This window comes from Bradyrhizobium sp. SK17 (assembly GCF_002831585.1).
GTDB lineage: Bacteria > Pseudomonadota > Alphaproteobacteria > Rhizobiales > Xanthobacteraceae > Bradyrhizobium.
Genome location: NZ_CP025113.1, coordinates 4,567,292 through 4,582,452, shown reverse-complemented (window position 1 = coordinate 4,582,452; position 15,161 = coordinate 4,567,292). Strand labels below are relative to the sequence as shown.

The window sequence follows — 15,161 nt, the reverse complement described above, 5'->3', positions numbered from 1 at the left end:
TGTGGTGCGCCACTATAGCTCGACCTTGCGCAGAAATGTCCGCTCCTCGGCGAGGATGAAGCGGTTTTGCTCCGCGAAGTTGAAGTTCGCCATGCCCTCACTGTCCTGGCGCAACCGCGCGCGATAGGCCTCGTAGGCGGCGAGGCTCTCGAACGAGATCAGCGCCGACGCGATGTTGTTGGTGCCTTCATGCGGCATCCAGTAGCCGAGCAGATTGCCGCCGCAGCGCGGGATGATCGAGAGCCAGTTCCGCGCATACTCCTCGAACAGCGCGCGCTTGAACGGATCGAGCTGGTAGCGGATGAAGACGGTGATGGTCATTGACGAACTCCTGCTGGTTCCGTCATCGCGAGCGACAGCGAAGCAATCCATCGCACCGCGCATGCGGAGGGGTGGATTGCTTCGTCGCGGAGCCTGTCATCGGGCGCGCGTTCGCGCGACCCGTTGGCTCCTCGCAATGACGAGGTGGAAGCACACTACCCGCTTGTCCGACCGCAATGCTTCGGCTATCATCGAACTATGAAAGCAGGACCCGACATCTCCCGGATCGCCGCCCTGGTCGGCGATCCCGCACGCTGCAACATGCTGACCGCGCTGATGACCGGCCGCGCGCTGACGGCGAGCGAGCTGGCGCAAGAGGCCGGCATCACGCCGCAGACGGCAAGCTCGCATCTCGCCAAGCTCGAGGCCGGCGGGCTGATCGAACCCGAGAAGCAGGGCCGCCACCGCTATTATCGCCTCAGCGATCCCGACGTCGCCGACGTGCTGGAAGGCCTCCAGGGCATCGCCGCCCGCGCCGGCCATATGCGGGTGCGCACCGGGCCGAAGGATCCGGCGCTGCGCCGCGCCCGGATCTGCTACGACCATCTCGCCGGCGATCTCGGCGTGCAGATGCTCGACAGCATGAAGCGGCAGAAGCTGGTGCGACAGAGCAAGCAGGCGATCGAGCTCACCGGCGAAGGCAAGCGTTTCATGGCCGAGCAATTGCAGATCGACGCCGACGCGCTGACCCATCCGCGTCGTCCGGTATGCAAGGCCTGCCTCGACTGGAGCGAGCGGCGGCACCATCTCGCCGGCACGCTCGGCGCCGCGATGATGGACCGCTTCACCGAATTGAAATGGGCCGCGCGCGACGCGGCGCCGGGCAGCCGCGTGGTCAATTTCTCCCGCAACGGCGAGAAGCGGTTCGCAGCACTGTTTGGTGCTGCCGAGTAAGATCGCGTATTCAAGCGGTCGGCGAGATCATTCGCGAGTACGCGATTTCGCTTGTCTCGCTCTCCGATACATTCGGTGCCCTCATCGCTCCGCGCCGTTGCGTTTCAGAAATGTTTCGAATTGATGCTGCGCTTTGCTTGCGGCGCACTGACGCAGGCAGAGCACGCGGCGTTCATGTCGCATTCAGCGGGCAACACTAAGTTCGGCGACAGCGGGCGCGGCTTCTGCAATGATCTGCCCGGGCGAATCGGTAGGTAAATGTTTGTTGCGGTGCCGCAGCGCGGCCCAAAAAAGAGGAGAGACTATGAAGTATCTTTTTGCAGCAGCAGTTTTGGTGACGACCGCATTCGCCGGAATCAGCGCCGCTGACGCGGCTGGTGGCTGTGGCCCCGGCTGGCATCGCGGCCCCTATGGCGGCTGCGTCAGGAACCGCGGCCCCGTCGTCGTCGCTCCGGGTCCCGTCGTTGTGCGCCCGCCGGTCGTGGTGGTGCCGCGTGGCCGCGCCTGCCCTTACGGCTTTGCCTGGCGCTACGGCCGTTGCCGCCCGATCTGATCGCGGCAGAGACGATCAAACAAAACCCCGCCTCGCGCGGGGTTTTTCTTTTGTGACGCGATGATCGCGGCAGCGTGCGTGCCGGACCGCGATCATGATCCTACCAGTTGCGGAAGCAGTGGCGACCGAACGGACCCGAATGCCAGCCGAGCGGACAATTATACATCGGACGGCAACCGCCATAGGGACCGCGGTGCCAACCCGGACCGCAGCCGCCGGCAACGCGAATGGTGTTGTCGGAGGCGGCCTGGGCCTGGTCGAGCGACGCCACCGGCATGGCCTGGGAGGCGGATATCGCCACCAGGCCGAGGCCGAGCGCCAGCACGGAAGCAGCAATGATCTTCATGAGCAGTCCTCGCCGTTGAAACCATCGCCCCTTCAAATAAGTCTCGCTCAAACATCCAGCGGTTCAATCACCAGCGGCGACGGTGATGATGGCGCCAGTGACGGCGGTGCCAATGCCTGCGGTGCCAGTGGCGATGATGATGCCAACGCCGATGGCCATGATGCCAGTGCACCTGCTCGGGCTTGAGATGATCGACCTCGTCCCTCGTGGTGACGGCCGGATGTGCATCGCTGTTCGCTGACGCCGGCGTATCCTGGCTCAGCGGAAGCGGCGCGAGCGGCGCCGCCTGTGCAGTCACAGCGAGCGTCGCGACACCGGCGGCGACACCGAATGCCATCTTCAGAAAGTCCCTGCGTTCCATGAGAGTTTCCCTTTGTTGCTGAGTTGGACGTTGCTGGGTTGGACCAACTGCATCGCAAGCTTTTGCGCGGCGACCTGAACGCTTGCTGAACCGCGCGATCACGTTTCATGGAACCCGATGGATCGTTGCTCACATTCGCGGTGGTGGCGTCGCACAACGATCACGCCGCCGCATCGTGGCCGTCATGCCGATTCCGCTGATGTGTCCCATGACGGAACGGGGCTAGCATGGTCACGTCGCGAACCGATCGAACACCGCATCGCAGCGAGGCCACCATGAAGCCAGGACAACCGGTCAAGGATGCCAGTCACCTCTACGAAGTCGAACGTCGCGCCATGCACGCCGCCCGCCCCGGCTTCCGCATCATGGAATTGCAACTCTCGCCGACCCAGAAGGTGCCGTGGCACACCCACAACAACATCTCCGACACCTTCTATGTGCTGGAAGGCCAGATGCGGCTGTTCCTGCAGGAGCCCAAGGAGGAGGTGAATTTGAAGGTGGGCGAGGTCTATGCCGTGAGGCCAACGCGCCCTCACCTCGTCACCAATGCCGGCACATCCTCGCTGACCTTCCTGATCCTGCAAGGCGTCGGCGAATACGACTACGTGCCGCTGGCGTCGAGCTGAGTACGCACACTGCTTTCTCCACTCGTCGTCCCGGCGAAAGCCGGAACCCATAACCACTGCTGGTCATTGTTGCGCGATGCAGGAACGACGAGGCTCGCTCACGCCCGTCCACGCGCAGCCATTGCCTCATCCAGACGACCGGTTTGCATCAGCCGCTCGGCGGCTGGACGAAACGGAGCGCGCATGCACGACGCGCTCCGCGTCACATCTCATTGCGTCGCCTGTCAGCGAACGATCGTCAGCCTACTGGCAGGGATAGCGCCGGCCGTCCTTGCCCTGGAACGTGCCAGTGCCGGGATCGTAGGACCGGTAACGCTGGGCGCAATATGTGTTGTGCTGCTGCGCGGCTGCGGCCGCCTCCTGCTGAGCAGCCGCGTTGGCAGCGCCGGCAACGATGGCGCCGCCGATCAGGCCGCCGATCAATCCACCAACCGCACCGCCGCCTCCACCACCGTCGCAATAGCCATGATGGCACCAAACCTTGTGCGTGGCCGACGGAACCTGTGCCTGCATTTCGCTCGGCAGCAATGGCGCGGCGTACGCTGGGAGAGACGACGCGAGCACTGTGACTGACATCACAACAACAGATAAACGAGAGGGCACGAGACAACTCCATTTCCAAAAAGCAGAACATCCCGATTACCGTACTCGTACGGATAATCAACCCCGGAAGTTTGGTTCCATGGGGACGAACTTCCGATTGCATCGTGGCGCGATGTTTGCTCGCAAGCACGCGGCCGCAAATGCACGGCTCCGAGCGACGAGTTACGTGACCCCGATCACATCAGCTTCAGCGGCGCGTCGCGAACCAAACGAAGATCGATGTTACCGATCAAGCGCGCACGGCGCGCTTCGGCGGCGCTGATGGCGGCCTCGGTCTGCCGCAGCGTGCTGACATTCGATCCGAGCGACACGATACCGCCGAGCACCAGCGCGATCGATCCGAGTGCCGCGGTCTCTGCGGAGCCCAGCAGGCCGAGCAGCGTGACGAGCAGCAGCACGAACCCGCCCGCGATCGCCACCTTCGAACCGAGAATGATCCTGCGCGATCGTTCGGCGCTCTCGGCAAGCTCCTCGATCTGCGCCTCGATCTCGGAGATCTCGTCGATCGGCTCGTCATCGGTCATCAGACTGATACCTGTAGGGCGGCTTACGCGGAAGCCATAACCCGCCGCCGATCATGCCGGGCGAAGTGGGTGGGTCACGCTTGCGCTCACCCACCCTACGCTGCTGTTACAACGGCAGATTGTCGTGCTTCTTCGCCGGGATCTCGACCTTCTTGTCCTTCAGCATCGCCAGCGCGCGGGCGATGCGCTTGCGCGTCGAATGCGGCATGATGACGTCGTCGATGTAGCCGCGCTCGGCGGCGATGAAGGGCGACAGGAAGCGGTCTTCGTATTCCTTGGTGCGCGCGGCGATCTTGTCGGGGTCGCCGATGTCGGAGCGGAAGATGATCTCCACCGCGCCCTTGGCGCCCATGACAGCGATCTGCGCGGTCGGCCAGGCGTAGTTCATGTCGGCACCGATTTCCTTCGACGCCATGACGTCGAACGCGCCGCCATAGGCCTTGCGGGTGATGATGGTGACGAGCGGCACCGTGCACTGCGAATAGGCGAACAAGAGCTTGGCGCCGTGCTTGATCAGGCCGCCATATTCCTGCGCGGTGCCCGGCAGGAAGCCCGGCACGTCGACGAAGGTCACGATCGGGATGTTGAAGGCATCACAGAACCGCACGAAGCGCGCGGCCTTGCGCGAGGCGTCGGAGTCGAGCACGCCCGCCAGCACCATCGGCTGGTTGGCGACGAAGCCGACGGTGCGGCCGGCAATGCGTCCGAAGCCGGTGACGATGTTCTTGGCGAAGGTCTCCGAGATCTCGAAGAAGTCACCCTCGTCGACGACCTTGAGGATCAGCTCCTTCATGTCGTAGGGCTTGTTGGGATTGTCGGGGATCAGCGTGTCCAAGGACATGTCGACCCGGCCGATGTCGTCGAAGCTCGGCCATTCCGGCACGCCGTCGGTGTTGTTCGACGGCAGGAAGTCGATCAGCCGGCGCATCTGCAACAATGCGTCGACGTCGTTCTCGAACGCGCCGTCGGCGATCGAGGAGCGCGTCGCATGCACCGATGCACCGCCGAGTTCCTCCGCCGTCACCACCTCGTTGGTCACGGTCTTCACCACGTCCGGGCCGGTGACGAACATGTAGCTGGTGTTCTTCACCATGAAGATGAAGTCGGTCATCGCAGGCGAATAGACGTCGCCGCCGGCGCAGGGGCCCATGATGACGGAGATCTGCGGGATCACACCTGACGCGATGACGTTGCGGCGGAACACATAGGAATAGCCCGCCAAGGCAGCTACGCCCTCCTGGATGCGCGCGCCGCCGGCGTCATAGAGGCCGATGATCGGCGCCCTCGCCTTCATCGCCATGTCCTGAAGTTTTGTAATTTTCAGCGCGTGGGTTTCGGACAGCGAGCCGCCGAACACGGTGAAATCCTTGGCGAAGACGAAGGTCTTGCGGCCGTTGACGGTGCCCCAGCCGGTGACGACGCCGTCACCGGGAACCTTGTTCTTCTCCATGCCGAACTCGGTCGAGCGGTGCTCGACGAACATGTCGAATTCCTCGAACGAGCCCTTGTCCAGCAAAAGCTCGATGCGCTCGCGGGCGGTCAGCTTGCCGCGGGCGTGCTGCGCCTCGATGCGCTTTTCGCCGCCGCCCAATTTCGCGCCGGCGCGCCGCTCTTCGAGGGTGTCGAGGATGTCTTTCATTTGTTTCCGCCCGTGTTAGCTACAGTCCGCGCCCCGGCCGAGGCCGGGACGCTTCGTTCGGAATGGCTTTAGCACGGCCATTTCGGAACCGGAAAGGCGCTTGTGAACGGTACCCGGCGCAAAAACGGTAGGATTTTCCGACATCTGGGGAGACGGCGATGACTGACACGACCACCACCGAGACCGGCGCGGCGACCGGCGGGGTCCGCACCCTGCTCCGGCTGGAGGGGCTGGTGCTGTTCGTCGGGATGACCGTGCTCTATTACAAATGGGAGGGCTCCTGGCTGATCTATGTCCTGCTGTTCCTGGTGCCGGACTTGAGCTTTGCCGCTTATCTGATCAGCCCGCGGGCCGGCGCCATCGCCTACAACGCCGCCCACACCTATCTGGCGCCGGTCGCGTTGATGACGCTCGGTTTTGCCGGCGAAGGGCCGCTGGTGCTCTCGATTGCGATGATCTGGCTAGCCCATATCGGGATCGACCGCGCGCTCGGCTACGGACTGAAATATTCCAGAGGCTTCGGCTACACCCATCTCGGGCGGATCGGGAAAGCGAACGAGCCTGCGTAGCGACACGGCATTGTCTTGAAAGCGTCGTGCGCGGCACGGCGCTGCAAGCAGGCGCGGCGCAAATTAGCCGTTGTTGATTTTTCGTTAAGGGTTTAGGCTCGCACTGCGCAGCTTTTTTCTAAATTCGTTCTACAGCAGCTTTTCATTGACGGAGGTTGGCATGAACGCACGCATTTCCTGGCAGCGCCCATTTGCAATCATTCTGTCATTTGCGTTTCTATCGCTTGGCCACCAGGCGCAAGCTGCGACCTACACGAGCTCCTCGGCGTTTGCGGCGGCCACCACCGGGCTGACGGTCGAGAATTACGGCAGCTACAGCGCCGGAACGTTGGTTCCGCAGGGATCGACGCTGGGCGGCCTGACCTATTCATTCAGCACCGCAGCCGGATTGGGCGGCATCATCACCAACCAGTTCAATTCGTTCTCCGGAACGAGCCTCGGTGCAGTGCAGAGCAACGGGGATCAGTACTTCTACGGCAATGACGGCTTCACTGTCACCTTTGCGAGCCCGGTCACGGCGGTCGGCATTTTTGCGAACGTCAATCCCGGCACGACTTTTCTGTTGAGCACAGCCGCCGGCTCCGTGGGTCAGACGGTGAATACCTACGACACGATCACCTTCGGTTTCTTCGGCATCACATCAGCGACACCGTTCACCTCGGCGACATTCTTCTCGCAGAACGTGGACTCGACCTTCAATATTCCGGAGATCGAATTCGCCGTCGCCGCGGTGCCCGAGCCCGCCACCTGGGCGATGATGATCCTCGGCTTCTGTGGACTCGGGTTGATGGCGTACCGGCGCAGGCGCACCACGTTGCGTTTGGCCTGACCGCCGGGCGTCGCCGCAGCCGGCAGCCGGGCGGTCACGCGAACCGCCTTGCGAACACCACGCAGGCCACGACCAGCAAGGTCGCTGCGATCATCGACCACGCCACCGGCTCATGCAGCAACAGTCCGGCCAGCGCGAGGCCGAAGAACGGCTGCAACAACTGCAACTGACCGACGCTGGCAATGCCGCCGATCGCAAGGCCGCGATACCAGAACACGAAGCCGACCAGCATGCTGAAGATCGACACGTAAGCGAGCCCGAGCCACGCCGGCACGCCGATGCCGTCCCAGCTCGGCGGCAACGTCATGATCGTCAGCAGCAGCGTGACCGGCACTGAGAGCACCAGCGCCCAGGAGATCACCTGCCAGCCGCCGAGCCGCCGCGACAACGCCGCGCCTTCGGCATAGCCGAGGCCGCAGGCGATGATCGAAGCCACCATCAGCAGGTCGCCGGTCAGCGAGGCCGATCCGTCGTTCGACAGCGCGAACGCGCCGACCACGGCGCTGCCGATGCAGGAGAACAGCCAGAACAGCGGCTTCGGCCGCTCGCCGCCGCGCAGCACGCCGAAGATCGCGGTCGACAGCGGCAGCAGCCCGATGAACACGATCGAATGCGCCGAGGTGATGTGCTGGAGCGCGAGCGCGGTCAGCAGCGGAAAGCCGATCACGACGCCGAGCGCGACGATGCTGAGCGACACCAGGTCCCTGCGCTGCGGCCAGGGCTGCCGCAGCACCGCAAGCAGCACGGCGCCGAGCACCGCCGCGATCACAGCCCGCGCCGAGGTCAGGAACAGCGGCGAGAACCCGCCGACCGCAACGCGGGTGGCGGGCAGCGAACCACTGAAAATGATCACGCCGAGCAGGCCGCTGCCCCAGCCGTCCAGCGACGCGCCGTTGCCTGCCGTGCGCCAATTCTTCGGCCGCGTCCTGCCCTGCCAGGTCTTCCCCGGCAACGTCTTCGAATCGCTCATCGCACACCTCGTCCTTCGCAAGGCAGGATAGCGGCGGCGGACTCGCCAAGGCAGAGACGGATCAGTACAATATCGCCAAACTGTATGGGTAAAGATAGGCATACACTTGCGATCACAGTCCAATGCGCCGAAGGCGACCCGTACCACTGAGGTGATGAACGCGATCCGCGCCAAGGTGGCGAGCCGGGCGCTTGCCGCCGACGACCGCCTGCCCTCGATCCGCAGCTTCGCCGCGACCATGGGCGTTTCGCCGTCGACCGTCGTCGAGGCCTATGACCGGCTCGCCGCCGAGGGCCTGATCCGGGCGCGGCCGGGCTCCGGCTTCTATGTCTCGTCCGCCGCGTTGCCGCCGCTCGCGCTCACCAAGGACCAGCCGCAGCGCGACCGCGCCGTCGATCCGTTCTGGGTGTCGCGGCAGTCGCTCGACGCCGGCAGCGGCACGATGAAGCCGGGCTGTGGCTGGCTGCCGGCCGACTGGATGCCGACCGATGCGCTGCGGCGCGCGTTCCGCGGACTGGCGCGGGCCGATGACGCGATGCTCGCCGACTACGGAGCGACGCGCGGCTCGCTGACCTTGCGCCGCATGCTGATGGCGCGGTTCGCCGACGAGGGGCTCGAGGTCCCATCGGAGCAATTGCTGCTCGCCGCCTCCGGGACGCAGGCGATCGACCTGATCTGCCGCTTCCTGCTGCGGCCGGGCGACACCGTGCTGGTCGACGACCCCTGCTATTTCAATTTCCGTGCGCTGCTGCGCGCCCATCAGGTCAGGCTCGTCAGCGTGCCCTACACGCCGTCGGGGCCCGATGTCGAAAGCTTCGAGGCGGTGCTCGCGGCCGAGCGGCCGCGGCTCTACATCACGGTGTCCGGACTGCATAACCCGACCGGGGCGACGATGTCGCCGCAGACCGCGCACCGCGTGCTGAATGCGGCGGCCGCCTTCGATCTCACCATCGTCGAGGACGATATCTTCGCCGATTTCGAGCCGGAGCCGTCGGCACGGCTCGCCGCGCTCGACGGCCTCAACCGCGTGATCCGGATCGGCAGCTTCTCCAAGACGCTGTCAGCCTCATTGCGCTGCGGCTTCATCGCGGCGCGCGCCGACTGGATCGAGGATCTCGCCGACTTGCAGGTGGCGACCGGGTTCGGCGGCCCGAGCGCCGTCGCCACCGAGATTATCGCAAGCGTGCTGGCGAGCGGCTCCCATCGCAAGCATGTCGAGGAGCTGCGCCGGCGGCTGGCGCGCGTCCGCCGCGACGTCGGCGAGAAGCTGCAACGCATCGGCATCGAGCCGTGGCTGATGCCGCGCGGCGGCTTCTATCTGTGGTGCCGATTGCCCGCCGGCTGCGACTCCGCCGACGTGGCGCGCTCGGCGCTCGCCGACAACCTCGTGCTGGCGCCCGGCAACGTGTTCAGCGCCTCGCAATCCGCCGCCGCCTTCATGCGCTTCAACGTCGCGCAATGCCGCGATCCGAAGCTGATGCCGGCATTGCAGCGCGCGCTTCGGCGCTGAGTCGAATGGCGACCGCGACGGCGCTGCGTTCCCTCGCCCACTCTTGCGGTAGGGCAATCGCGTATGCGCTCGATCTCCCCGCAAACTCCGTCATGCCCGGCCTTGTGCCGGGCATCCACGTTTTGGTTTCCGCGTGACAAGGACGTGGATGGCCGGGACAAGCCCGGCCATGACGAACGTGGAGGTAGCAAAGCAAAGCCGCTCGCGGCCATATGCGATTGCCCTGGCTCTTGCGGGGCGAGGTGAAGTGGCAGCGCGCTATTTCTCCCCGACCTTGAAAGGCTCCTCCTTGCCGGGCGGCACGGTCTCCTCGGCCATCGCCAGGATCATCGCGACCATCACGTAATTGCCGGCGACCGCGGTGAGGTCGACGATCTGCTGATCGTTGAAGATCTTCTTGGCGCGCGCATAGGTCTCGTCGGAGACCTTCTTGGTGGTGGTGAGCTCGGTGACGAAGTCGTACACGACGGCCTCGTCCTCGGCCATTTTCGTCGGGCGGTTGCCAGCCTTGAGCTCGGCGATCACGTCGGCCGACAGCCCGGCCTTGGCCGCGAGCGGCGCATGCGCGAACCACTCGACCTGCGAGCGCCACTGCCGGCCGATGATCAGGATCGCGAATTCATTGAGCCTGGTCGGGACCGAGGTCTGCCAGCGCAGGTAATAGAACAGGTCATAGAGCCGCTGGCCGAGCACCGGGCTCCTGATCATCGGATTGTAGGGACCGCCGATGCCGACGCTCGACACCTTCATGATCGCTTCGCCGAGCGGCTTCTGCTGGTCGTTGAGCTGGTCCATGGTGAGCTGCGGAAAGCGCGGCTCCTTGCTGGTGGCCGGTGCCGCGAACATCGTGGCGGCGAGCCAGCCGCCGGCCGCGGCCAGCGTGAGCGACGACAGCCAGACCGATGCTGAATGCATGATTTCCTCCGTTTGGTTTATCGGAGGATGCTAGATGCGGCGCACCTCGAACGCAAAGCGTTTGGGCGCAGGTCAGCTCGTCACAGCGCGACGATATCGGTCAGGCATTGCTGCGTGACGCTCATCCGCGCGTCGATCTGCGCCTGGGTCTTGCAGTCCATGTTCATCGCGAACACGGTGATGTCGTTGCCCTTCTCGGACCAGCCGACCAGCCAGCCGAGCGAGCCGTGCTCCTTGTCGGTCAAACCGGTCTTGACGCGAATGACGGCGTCGCCGACCTTGGTGACGGGGAGAATGTCGCAGACCAGCTGCTGGCTGCGCTTGCCGACCGGCAGCACGCCACGCCGCAGCCGGTCGAGGAAGTCGATCTGCTGCACCGGATCGATGCGCAGACTGCCCGTCACCCAGAACTGGTCGATGCCGCCGCCAATGTCGCGATTGCCGTAGTCGATGATGTCGACATACTTCTTCATCCGCTCCTCGCCGATCCGGCGCGCGATCTCCTGGAACACCGGAAACGCCGACGCCGCGATCGCCGAGCGCAGCGTGTGATCCTTGTTCCAGGCCTCGATGCTGCGGATGACGCCGTCCCACTTGAAGACGTCCTTGTCGGGATCCTGCACCACGCCGGTCTCGAGCGCGATCAGCGCATTCGGGATCTTGAAGGTCGAGGCCGGCAGCTTGCCCTGCCCCGAGCGAACCTTGTCGCTGGCGATGATCAGATAGTCGTCGATCTTGTAGCCGACGAAGGTGCCCTCGGTGCCGAGATCGAAGAACCGCTTTTGCAGGTCCTCGCGAAACTCGCTGCGCTGGTACGACACATTGGCGAAACTGCGCGACGGCAGGACGGCGGCAGCAGCAAACAGACCGAGCGCATGGCGGCGATGGATCACGGGAAACCTGGGCTGGTTCGGGTTGGCGACGATGGTGGATGCCATCGTGGTGAAAGGATGGCAATGAGGATTAGCGCGCCCGGCCCGACATCCGCAGCACGAACACCAAGACCTCGGCAACGGCCTTGTAGAGGTCGGCCGGGATCTCGTCGCCGAGCTCGACATTGGAGAGCGCGCCCGCCAGCACCTCGTTCTCCTCGACCGGGATGTCGTTGGCCTTGGCGACCTCGATGATCTTGGCGCCGATCGCGCCCTTGCCCTTGGCCACCACGCGCGGCGCGCCGCCATGGTCGTAATGCAGCGCGACCGCGAGCTGGTTCTTGGTCTCGCTCATGACGCGCGATCCAGGAAATGGCCGGCGCGCGCGGGCACCGGCTGCGGCGGGCTGCCGTCGCGGATCTCGATATCGCCGGGCGTCAGCTCGGCCCTGGTCAGCGCCTGGCTCAATTCGGCGGAGCCGGCGCGCAACTGCGCGGCAGTCGACGGCCGCTCGGCCCACATCCGCACCGAGGTGCGCTCGCCGTTCAGCGAAACCAGCGCATGCACCGGTCCGGCCGGCTCGACGTCGAGCGTGAAGCGCGCCCGCCACACCCGGTTGGCGGCTTCGACCTCAGTCCCGCCGCCGTCGCGCGAAATCTCGAACTGCGCCATCGCAGTGCCCTGCTGGGTCAGGAACGGGATCTCGAAATTCCAGCGCGGCAGCATGGCGTCGAGCTGCGCCCGCGCGGCATCATTGTGGCCCGGCAGCGAGGCGACCTGTAGCAGCGTCTGCCGCGCCAATGCGGCATCGGTATCGTCCAGCAGGCGGTGCACAGCGGCCGCGAGCGGCGTGCCCGGCGCGATCGAAGGCTCCGCGACGGCCTGGGCCGACGGCAGCGCGCCGTGAAACGGCGGCGGCGGCGTGTTGCCGCGCGCGGGCACGTCGCCGGGCAGCATCACCTGCGGCCCGGCGCCCTGCCGCGCCGGATTGCCGAGCTCATGCAGCGCTTCCTGGATCAGATTGAGCGCGCCGCCCGACGATGGGCCGGCATCGAGCGCATCCGCGAGCGCGCCGGCAAGCCCGGTGGCGCCGCGGGCGAGATCATCGGCGACCGGTACGCGGGCCTGCGGCAGCAGGATTTCCTGAACCTCAGGTTCGGGCGATGCCGGCGGCACAATGCTCGGGGCAGCGCCGGCGCCGGTGGACGCCGGTTGCTGGAGCGGCGTGGATGCGGGCTTGGCCGCATCGCCAGCGCCGAGCGAGGTCAAAGCCTGGCGCAGCACGATCAGCGCGGCCTTCAGATCGGGCGCGCTGCCGCTCGCGGGCACGGCGCCGGATGCCAGCGTCGCCTCGAACAACAGGCCGGATTTCTGCAAGCCGGCCTTGATACCATCGCCACTCAGGTTCTCGTCGAGGCCGGTCTGTTGCGCCAGCACCTGCGCGACCGCGGCCTGTAGCCTGGGCGGCAGATTGGCCGCGGCAACCACAGCGAGATTGGCAAACAGCGGCGCCTGGCTGCCCTGGATGGCTGCCGCATGCTGGGCCGTCGCCGTGATCGTGATGCGCTCCAGCGGCGTCAGTACGACGTTCGGCGTCGCGGTGACAGGCTGGGAAGTCGCGTTGACGACGGCTGCTCCCGGCGACAGCCGGACGGCATCGCCGGCGTTGGCGCCCGGTCCGACCAATTGCAGCCGAATGCCGTCACTGTTCTGCGACACCGCAAGTTGCAGGTTCTGGCCCTGCTGCAACGGCACCTCGGTCTGGACGTCGATCGACAGGCTTGCGATCGCGATCCGCACCAGATCGGCGGACAGCACCTTGAGCACCTGCGCATTGACGACGCTGCCAGCCTCGAGGTTGAGCTCTGGCGCGACGCTGCCCGCCTCGCTTGAGGCACGCACCGGCAGCACGGGATTGATGGCGACAGCCATGTCGGAGGTCTCGGCCAGGCGGCAGGATCGGGCCGCAGGCTAGCCCGGTGCCGTAAACCCCTCGTTAACCCGCGGCCGGATTGAGCTCCCTGAGGACCCCGGCGGCAGCCTTGAAATCGACCAGGCGGGCGGCGCGGCGGGCCGCGACCTCCTCGTCGACGCCCCATTTCTCGGTGTTCCAGTCCTCGTCGACATGGGCGGCAGCCCAGACCTGGTCCTCGTCGCGGACACGATGGGTCAGCGCCAGCGCCAGCAGCGCCGAGCCGGTCAGCGTCGTCACCACGTGGAGCGCGGCGACCGACCAGGGATCGGTCGGGAACGCGGCGCGCGCCGCCTTGATCGCGGGCTCCGGCTGGCCGACATGCATGACCCCCTCGGCCATCACGAAATGGGCGCCGAGCGCATCGGCCGCCCAGAACAGGATCGGGTCCCAATGCTCGGCCTCGCGCGCCACCAGCGTATCGGGATGGCCAGCGCGATAGAACAGCAGGTCGCTGCCGAGGAATTTGGCGGCGTCGTCGGCCACCTCACCGGCCCGATCGATCACCCCCTCGATCACGCTGTTGGCAAGCCGGGTCATTGGCATGGTCGTGGGATCGATGCTCTCACCCTGCGCGTTCCATTCCGCCGCGACCGTATCCGCGATGACGCGGGTCGGCACCACGATCGGCTTGCCGGATGGCGAGCGGATCGGCTTGCCGTCGAGCATGATCGAAAATCCACCGTCGGTCTCAGCGACGCCGGCACTGCTATAGAACCGCTTGCGCTGCGGCGTGCGGATGTGGCGCCGCACTGCCTCCTGCGGGTCGAGCGGAGATTGGTCTGGGACGTCATCGAACAGTTCGCGCATCGCGCCGGCCGGCTTTCGTTTCAAAGGGTTTCCCTGCAAGATAGGCCACCGGCAGGGGCAAATAAAGCTGATGGGACGCAGCAAATTCCTCGCGGGTTTTGCGCTCGTTACGGCGAGTTTGGCCGCCGCCACGGCCTGCGCCGGGTTCCGCACGCCGGAATCGCTGATCCGCAACGTCTACGCCCATTATGGCAAAGGCAGCGCCGCGTTCTCGAATGGCCTGCCGCGCGACGAGGACACGGCCCGGCAATTCTTCGATCCCAGCCTGCGCGGCGCCTGGACCGCCCTGCACGACGCGCCCTATGATTTCCTGGTGCAGAGCCCGAGCTGGCGGATCGGCCCGATCTCGATCGCAACGCCGCGGCGGCAGTTCGACAGGACCGACGTCACTGTGACGTTCGACAATGAGGGCCGCGCCGTCTCGCTCAACTTCATCGTCGTCAACACACCCGAAGGCTGGGTGATCGCGGATGTCGAGAGCGCGCATGATTCCTTACGGATGTTTCTGGCGCAGTTCAGGCGTTGATCGCGATCGGCGGCACGGCACATGACACGATCGGCAACATCGAAAAAATTTCTCACGATTGCCTGCGTGTCTTCGTATCTCCGCAATTCAGTCCGGGAATGGCTCATCCGATTGATCGCTCAGCAGGTTTGAACACCGCGCGCAGTTCTGCGTCGAAGTGCCGCAAGTTTCTGTCATCTGCGCGTTAAATACCTGCCAGATTACCGCAACAACGCGCGGCTAGCCTCACATCACCAAACACAAGCTTTGTCGACCATCGTGGTCGCAAGACGTGGAACGATGTCATGCCTGACGTCGGTCCCGCGCTTGCGCGCCCGTGGC

At 65.3% G+C, this 15,161-nt stretch carries 19 protein-coding genes; 7 read left to right on the top strand and 12 right to left on the bottom strand.

Features of this window, described 5'->3' with window-relative positions:
- Window positions 1-12: 12 nt before the first annotated feature.
- Complete coding sequence (locus tag CWS35_RS20910; RefSeq protein WP_024578622.1) at window positions 13-321, bottom strand: NIPSNAP family protein; 309 nt, start codon at window positions 319-321, stop codon at window positions 13-15.
- A gap of 198 nt (window positions 322-519) precedes the next feature.
- On the opposite strand from CWS35_RS20910, the gene CWS35_RS20905 reads away from it, so the two are divergent.
- Complete coding sequence (locus tag CWS35_RS20905; protein ID WP_024578621.1) at window positions 520-1,215, top strand: helix-turn-helix transcriptional regulator; 696 nt, start codon at window positions 520-522, stop codon at window positions 1,213-1,215.
- Window positions 1,216-1,519: 304 nt separating this feature from the next.
- A complete protein-coding gene (locus CWS35_RS20895) occupies window positions 1,520-1,768 on the top strand; it encodes a GCG_CRPN prefix-to-repeats domain-containing protein (RefSeq protein WP_080890895.1) in 249 nt (82 codons plus the stop codon).
- Between the two features lie 100 nt (window positions 1,769-1,868).
- Here CWS35_RS20895 and CWS35_RS20890 read toward each other — a convergent pair whose 3' ends face one another.
- Together CWS35_RS20890 and CWS35_RS20885 are read right to left on the bottom strand one after the other, a co-directional pair.
- On the bottom strand, window positions 1,869-2,114 hold the full coding sequence (locus tag CWS35_RS20890; protein WP_024578619.1) for a GCG_CRPN prefix-to-repeats domain-containing protein: 246 nt from the start codon (window positions 2,112-2,114) through the stop codon (window positions 1,869-1,871).
- 67 nt (window positions 2,115-2,181) lie between these two features.
- Complete coding sequence (locus CWS35_RS20885) at window positions 2,182-2,475, bottom strand: twin-arginine translocation signal domain-containing protein (RefSeq protein ID WP_024578618.1); 294 nt, start codon at window positions 2,473-2,475, stop codon at window positions 2,182-2,184.
- A gap of 275 nt (window positions 2,476-2,750) precedes the next feature.
- Here CWS35_RS20885 and CWS35_RS20880 point away from each other — a divergent pair, with 275 nt between their 5' ends.
- Complete coding sequence (locus CWS35_RS20880) at window positions 2,751-3,101, top strand: cupin domain-containing protein (RefSeq protein ID WP_157817198.1); 351 nt, start codon at window positions 2,751-2,753, stop codon at window positions 3,099-3,101.
- Between the two features lie 243 nt (window positions 3,102-3,344).
- Here the strand turns inward: CWS35_RS20880 and CWS35_RS20875 are convergent, their stop codons facing one another.
- The 3 genes from CWS35_RS20875 to CWS35_RS20865 all read right to left on the bottom strand — a co-directional run bounded on the left by CWS35_RS20875 (window position 3,345) and on the right by CWS35_RS20865 (window position 5,867).
- Window positions 3,345-3,614 carry a BA14K family protein gene (locus CWS35_RS20875; protein ID WP_245438601.1) on the bottom strand — a complete coding sequence of 90 codons (270 nt, stop codon included), beginning with the start codon at window positions 3,612-3,614 and terminating at the stop codon, window positions 3,345-3,347.
- A 266-nt stretch (window positions 3,615-3,880) separates the two neighbouring features.
- Window positions 3,881-4,228 (bottom strand): hypothetical protein, encoded by a 348-nt coding sequence (locus CWS35_RS20870; protein WP_100953472.1) that lies wholly within the window; start codon window positions 4,226-4,228, stop codon window positions 3,881-3,883.
- A gap of 106 nt (window positions 4,229-4,334) precedes the next feature.
- Window positions 4,335-5,867: an acyl-CoA carboxylase subunit beta gene (locus tag CWS35_RS20865; RefSeq protein ID WP_024578614.1), complete on the bottom strand. Its 1,533-nt coding sequence runs from the start codon at window positions 5,865-5,867 to the stop codon at window positions 4,335-4,337.
- A 158-nt stretch (window positions 5,868-6,025) separates the two neighbouring features.
- Here CWS35_RS20865 and CWS35_RS20860 point away from each other — a divergent pair, with 158 nt between their 5' ends.
- Together CWS35_RS20860 and CWS35_RS20855 are read left to right on the top strand one after the other, a co-directional pair.
- Window positions 6,026-6,436: a DUF4260 domain-containing protein gene (locus CWS35_RS20860; protein ID WP_024578613.1), complete on the top strand. Its 411-nt coding sequence runs from the start codon at window positions 6,026-6,028 to the stop codon at window positions 6,434-6,436.
- Window positions 6,437-6,596: 160 nt separating this feature from the next.
- On the top strand, window positions 6,597-7,265 hold the full coding sequence (locus CWS35_RS20855) for a PEPxxWA-CTERM sorting domain-containing protein (RefSeq protein ID WP_100953470.1): 669 nt from the start codon (window positions 6,597-6,599) through the stop codon (window positions 7,263-7,265).
- 34 nt (window positions 7,266-7,299) lie between these two features.
- Here the strand turns inward: CWS35_RS20855 and CWS35_RS20850 are convergent, their stop codons facing one another.
- Window positions 7,300-8,235 carry a DMT family transporter gene (locus CWS35_RS20850; RefSeq protein WP_245438599.1) on the bottom strand — a complete coding sequence of 312 codons (936 nt, stop codon included), beginning with the start codon at window positions 8,233-8,235 and terminating at the stop codon, window positions 7,300-7,302.
- Between the two features lie 154 nt (window positions 8,236-8,389).
- Here CWS35_RS20850 and CWS35_RS20845 point away from each other — a divergent pair, with 154 nt between their 5' ends.
- Window positions 8,390-9,745 (top strand): PLP-dependent aminotransferase family protein, encoded by a 1,356-nt coding sequence (locus CWS35_RS20845; protein WP_100953468.1) that lies wholly within the window; start codon window positions 8,390-8,392, stop codon window positions 9,743-9,745.
- Window positions 9,746-10,003: 258 nt separating this feature from the next.
- On the opposite strand, the gene CWS35_RS20835 is transcribed toward CWS35_RS20845, so the two are convergent.
- From CWS35_RS20835 to CWS35_RS20815, 5 genes are all read right to left on the bottom strand, one after another.
- Complete coding sequence (locus CWS35_RS20835) at window positions 10,004-10,660, bottom strand: carboxymuconolactone decarboxylase family protein (protein WP_024578609.1); 657 nt, start codon at window positions 10,658-10,660, stop codon at window positions 10,004-10,006.
- Window positions 10,661-10,740: 80 nt separating this feature from the next.
- Window positions 10,741-11,553: a penicillin-binding transpeptidase domain-containing protein gene (locus CWS35_RS20830; RefSeq protein ID WP_024578608.1), complete on the bottom strand. Its 813-nt coding sequence runs from the start codon at window positions 11,551-11,553 to the stop codon at window positions 10,741-10,743.
- A 70-nt stretch (window positions 11,554-11,623) separates the two neighbouring features.
- Entirely contained in the window at window positions 11,624-11,887 is a 264-nt protein-coding gene (locus CWS35_RS20825; protein ID WP_024578607.1) for an EscU/YscU/HrcU family type III secretion system export apparatus switch protein, read from the bottom strand.
- Window positions 11,884-13,464, bottom strand: coding sequence for a flagellar hook-length control protein FliK (locus CWS35_RS20820; RefSeq protein ID WP_100953466.1), 1,581 nt, complete (start codon window positions 13,462-13,464; stop codon window positions 11,884-11,886). The genes CWS35_RS20825 and CWS35_RS20820 overlap by 4 nt, the downstream gene beginning before the upstream one ends.
- Before the next feature lie 64 nt (window positions 13,465-13,528).
- Window positions 13,529-14,314 carry an ATP12 family chaperone protein gene (locus tag CWS35_RS20815; RefSeq protein ID WP_100956552.1) on the bottom strand — a complete coding sequence of 262 codons (786 nt, stop codon included), beginning with the start codon at window positions 14,312-14,314 and terminating at the stop codon, window positions 13,529-13,531.
- Between the two features lie 70 nt (window positions 14,315-14,384).
- Between CWS35_RS20815 and CWS35_RS20810 the strand changes: the two genes are divergently transcribed.
- Window positions 14,385-14,840: a hypothetical protein gene (locus CWS35_RS20810; RefSeq protein WP_024578604.1), complete on the top strand. Its 456-nt coding sequence runs from the start codon at window positions 14,385-14,387 to the stop codon at window positions 14,838-14,840.
- Window positions 14,841-15,161 lie beyond the last annotated feature (321 nt).

Excerpts from the sequence above, each read along its gene's own strand:
- CWS35_RS20865 (WP_024578614.1), bottom strand. The coding sequence starts at position 5,867 with ATGAAAGACATCCTCGACACCCTCGAAGAGCGGCGCGCCGGCGCGAAA.
- CWS35_RS20815 (WP_100956552.1), bottom strand. The coding sequence starts at position 14,314 with ATGCGCGAACTGTTCGATGACGTCCCAGACCAATCTCCGCTCGACCCG.
- CWS35_RS20910 (WP_024578622.1), bottom strand. The coding sequence starts at position 321 with ATGACCATCACCGTCTTCATCCGCTACCAGCTCGATCCGTTCAAGCGC.
- CWS35_RS20855 (WP_100953470.1), top strand. The coding sequence starts at position 6,597 with ATGAACGCACGCATTTCCTGGCAGCGCCCATTTGCAATCATTCTGTCA.
- CWS35_RS20890 (WP_024578619.1), bottom strand. The coding sequence starts at position 2,114 with ATGAAGATCATTGCTGCTTCCGTGCTGGCGCTCGGCCTCGGCCTGGTG.
- CWS35_RS20880 (WP_157817198.1), top strand. The coding sequence starts at position 2,751 with ATGAAGCCAGGACAACCGGTCAAGGATGCCAGTCACCTCTACGAAGTC.
- CWS35_RS20825 (WP_024578607.1), bottom strand. The coding sequence starts at position 11,887 with ATGAGCGAGACCAAGAACCAGCTCGCGGTCGCGCTGCATTACGACCAT.
- CWS35_RS20905 (WP_024578621.1), top strand. The coding sequence starts at position 520 with ATGAAAGCAGGACCCGACATCTCCCGGATCGCCGCCCTGGTCGGCGAT.
- CWS35_RS20875 (WP_245438601.1), bottom strand. The coding sequence starts at position 3,614 with ATGCAGGCACAGGTTCCGTCGGCCACGCACAAGGTTTGGTGCCATCAT.
- CWS35_RS20860 (WP_024578613.1), top strand. The coding sequence starts at position 6,026 with ATGACTGACACGACCACCACCGAGACCGGCGCGGCGACCGGCGGGGTC.
- CWS35_RS20895 (WP_080890895.1), top strand. The coding sequence starts at position 1,520 with ATGAAGTATCTTTTTGCAGCAGCAGTTTTGGTGACGACCGCATTCGCC.
- CWS35_RS20810 (WP_024578604.1), top strand. The coding sequence starts at position 14,385 with ATGGGACGCAGCAAATTCCTCGCGGGTTTTGCGCTCGTTACGGCGAGT.
- CWS35_RS20820 (WP_100953466.1), bottom strand. The coding sequence starts at position 13,464 with ATGGCTGTCGCCATCAATCCCGTGCTGCCGGTGCGTGCCTCAAGCGAG.
- CWS35_RS20845 (WP_100953468.1), top strand. The coding sequence starts at position 8,390 with ATGAACGCGATCCGCGCCAAGGTGGCGAGCCGGGCGCTTGCCGCCGAC.
- CWS35_RS20870 (WP_100953472.1), bottom strand. The coding sequence starts at position 4,228 with ATGACCGATGACGAGCCGATCGACGAGATCTCCGAGATCGAGGCGCAG.
- CWS35_RS20850 (WP_245438599.1), bottom strand. The coding sequence starts at position 8,235 with ATGAGCGATTCGAAGACGTTGCCGGGGAAGACCTGGCAGGGCAGGACG.
- CWS35_RS20885 (WP_024578618.1), bottom strand. The coding sequence starts at position 2,475 with ATGGAACGCAGGGACTTTCTGAAGATGGCATTCGGTGTCGCCGCCGGT.
- CWS35_RS20835 (WP_024578609.1), bottom strand. The coding sequence starts at position 10,660 with ATGCATTCAGCATCGGTCTGGCTGTCGTCGCTCACGCTGGCCGCGGCC.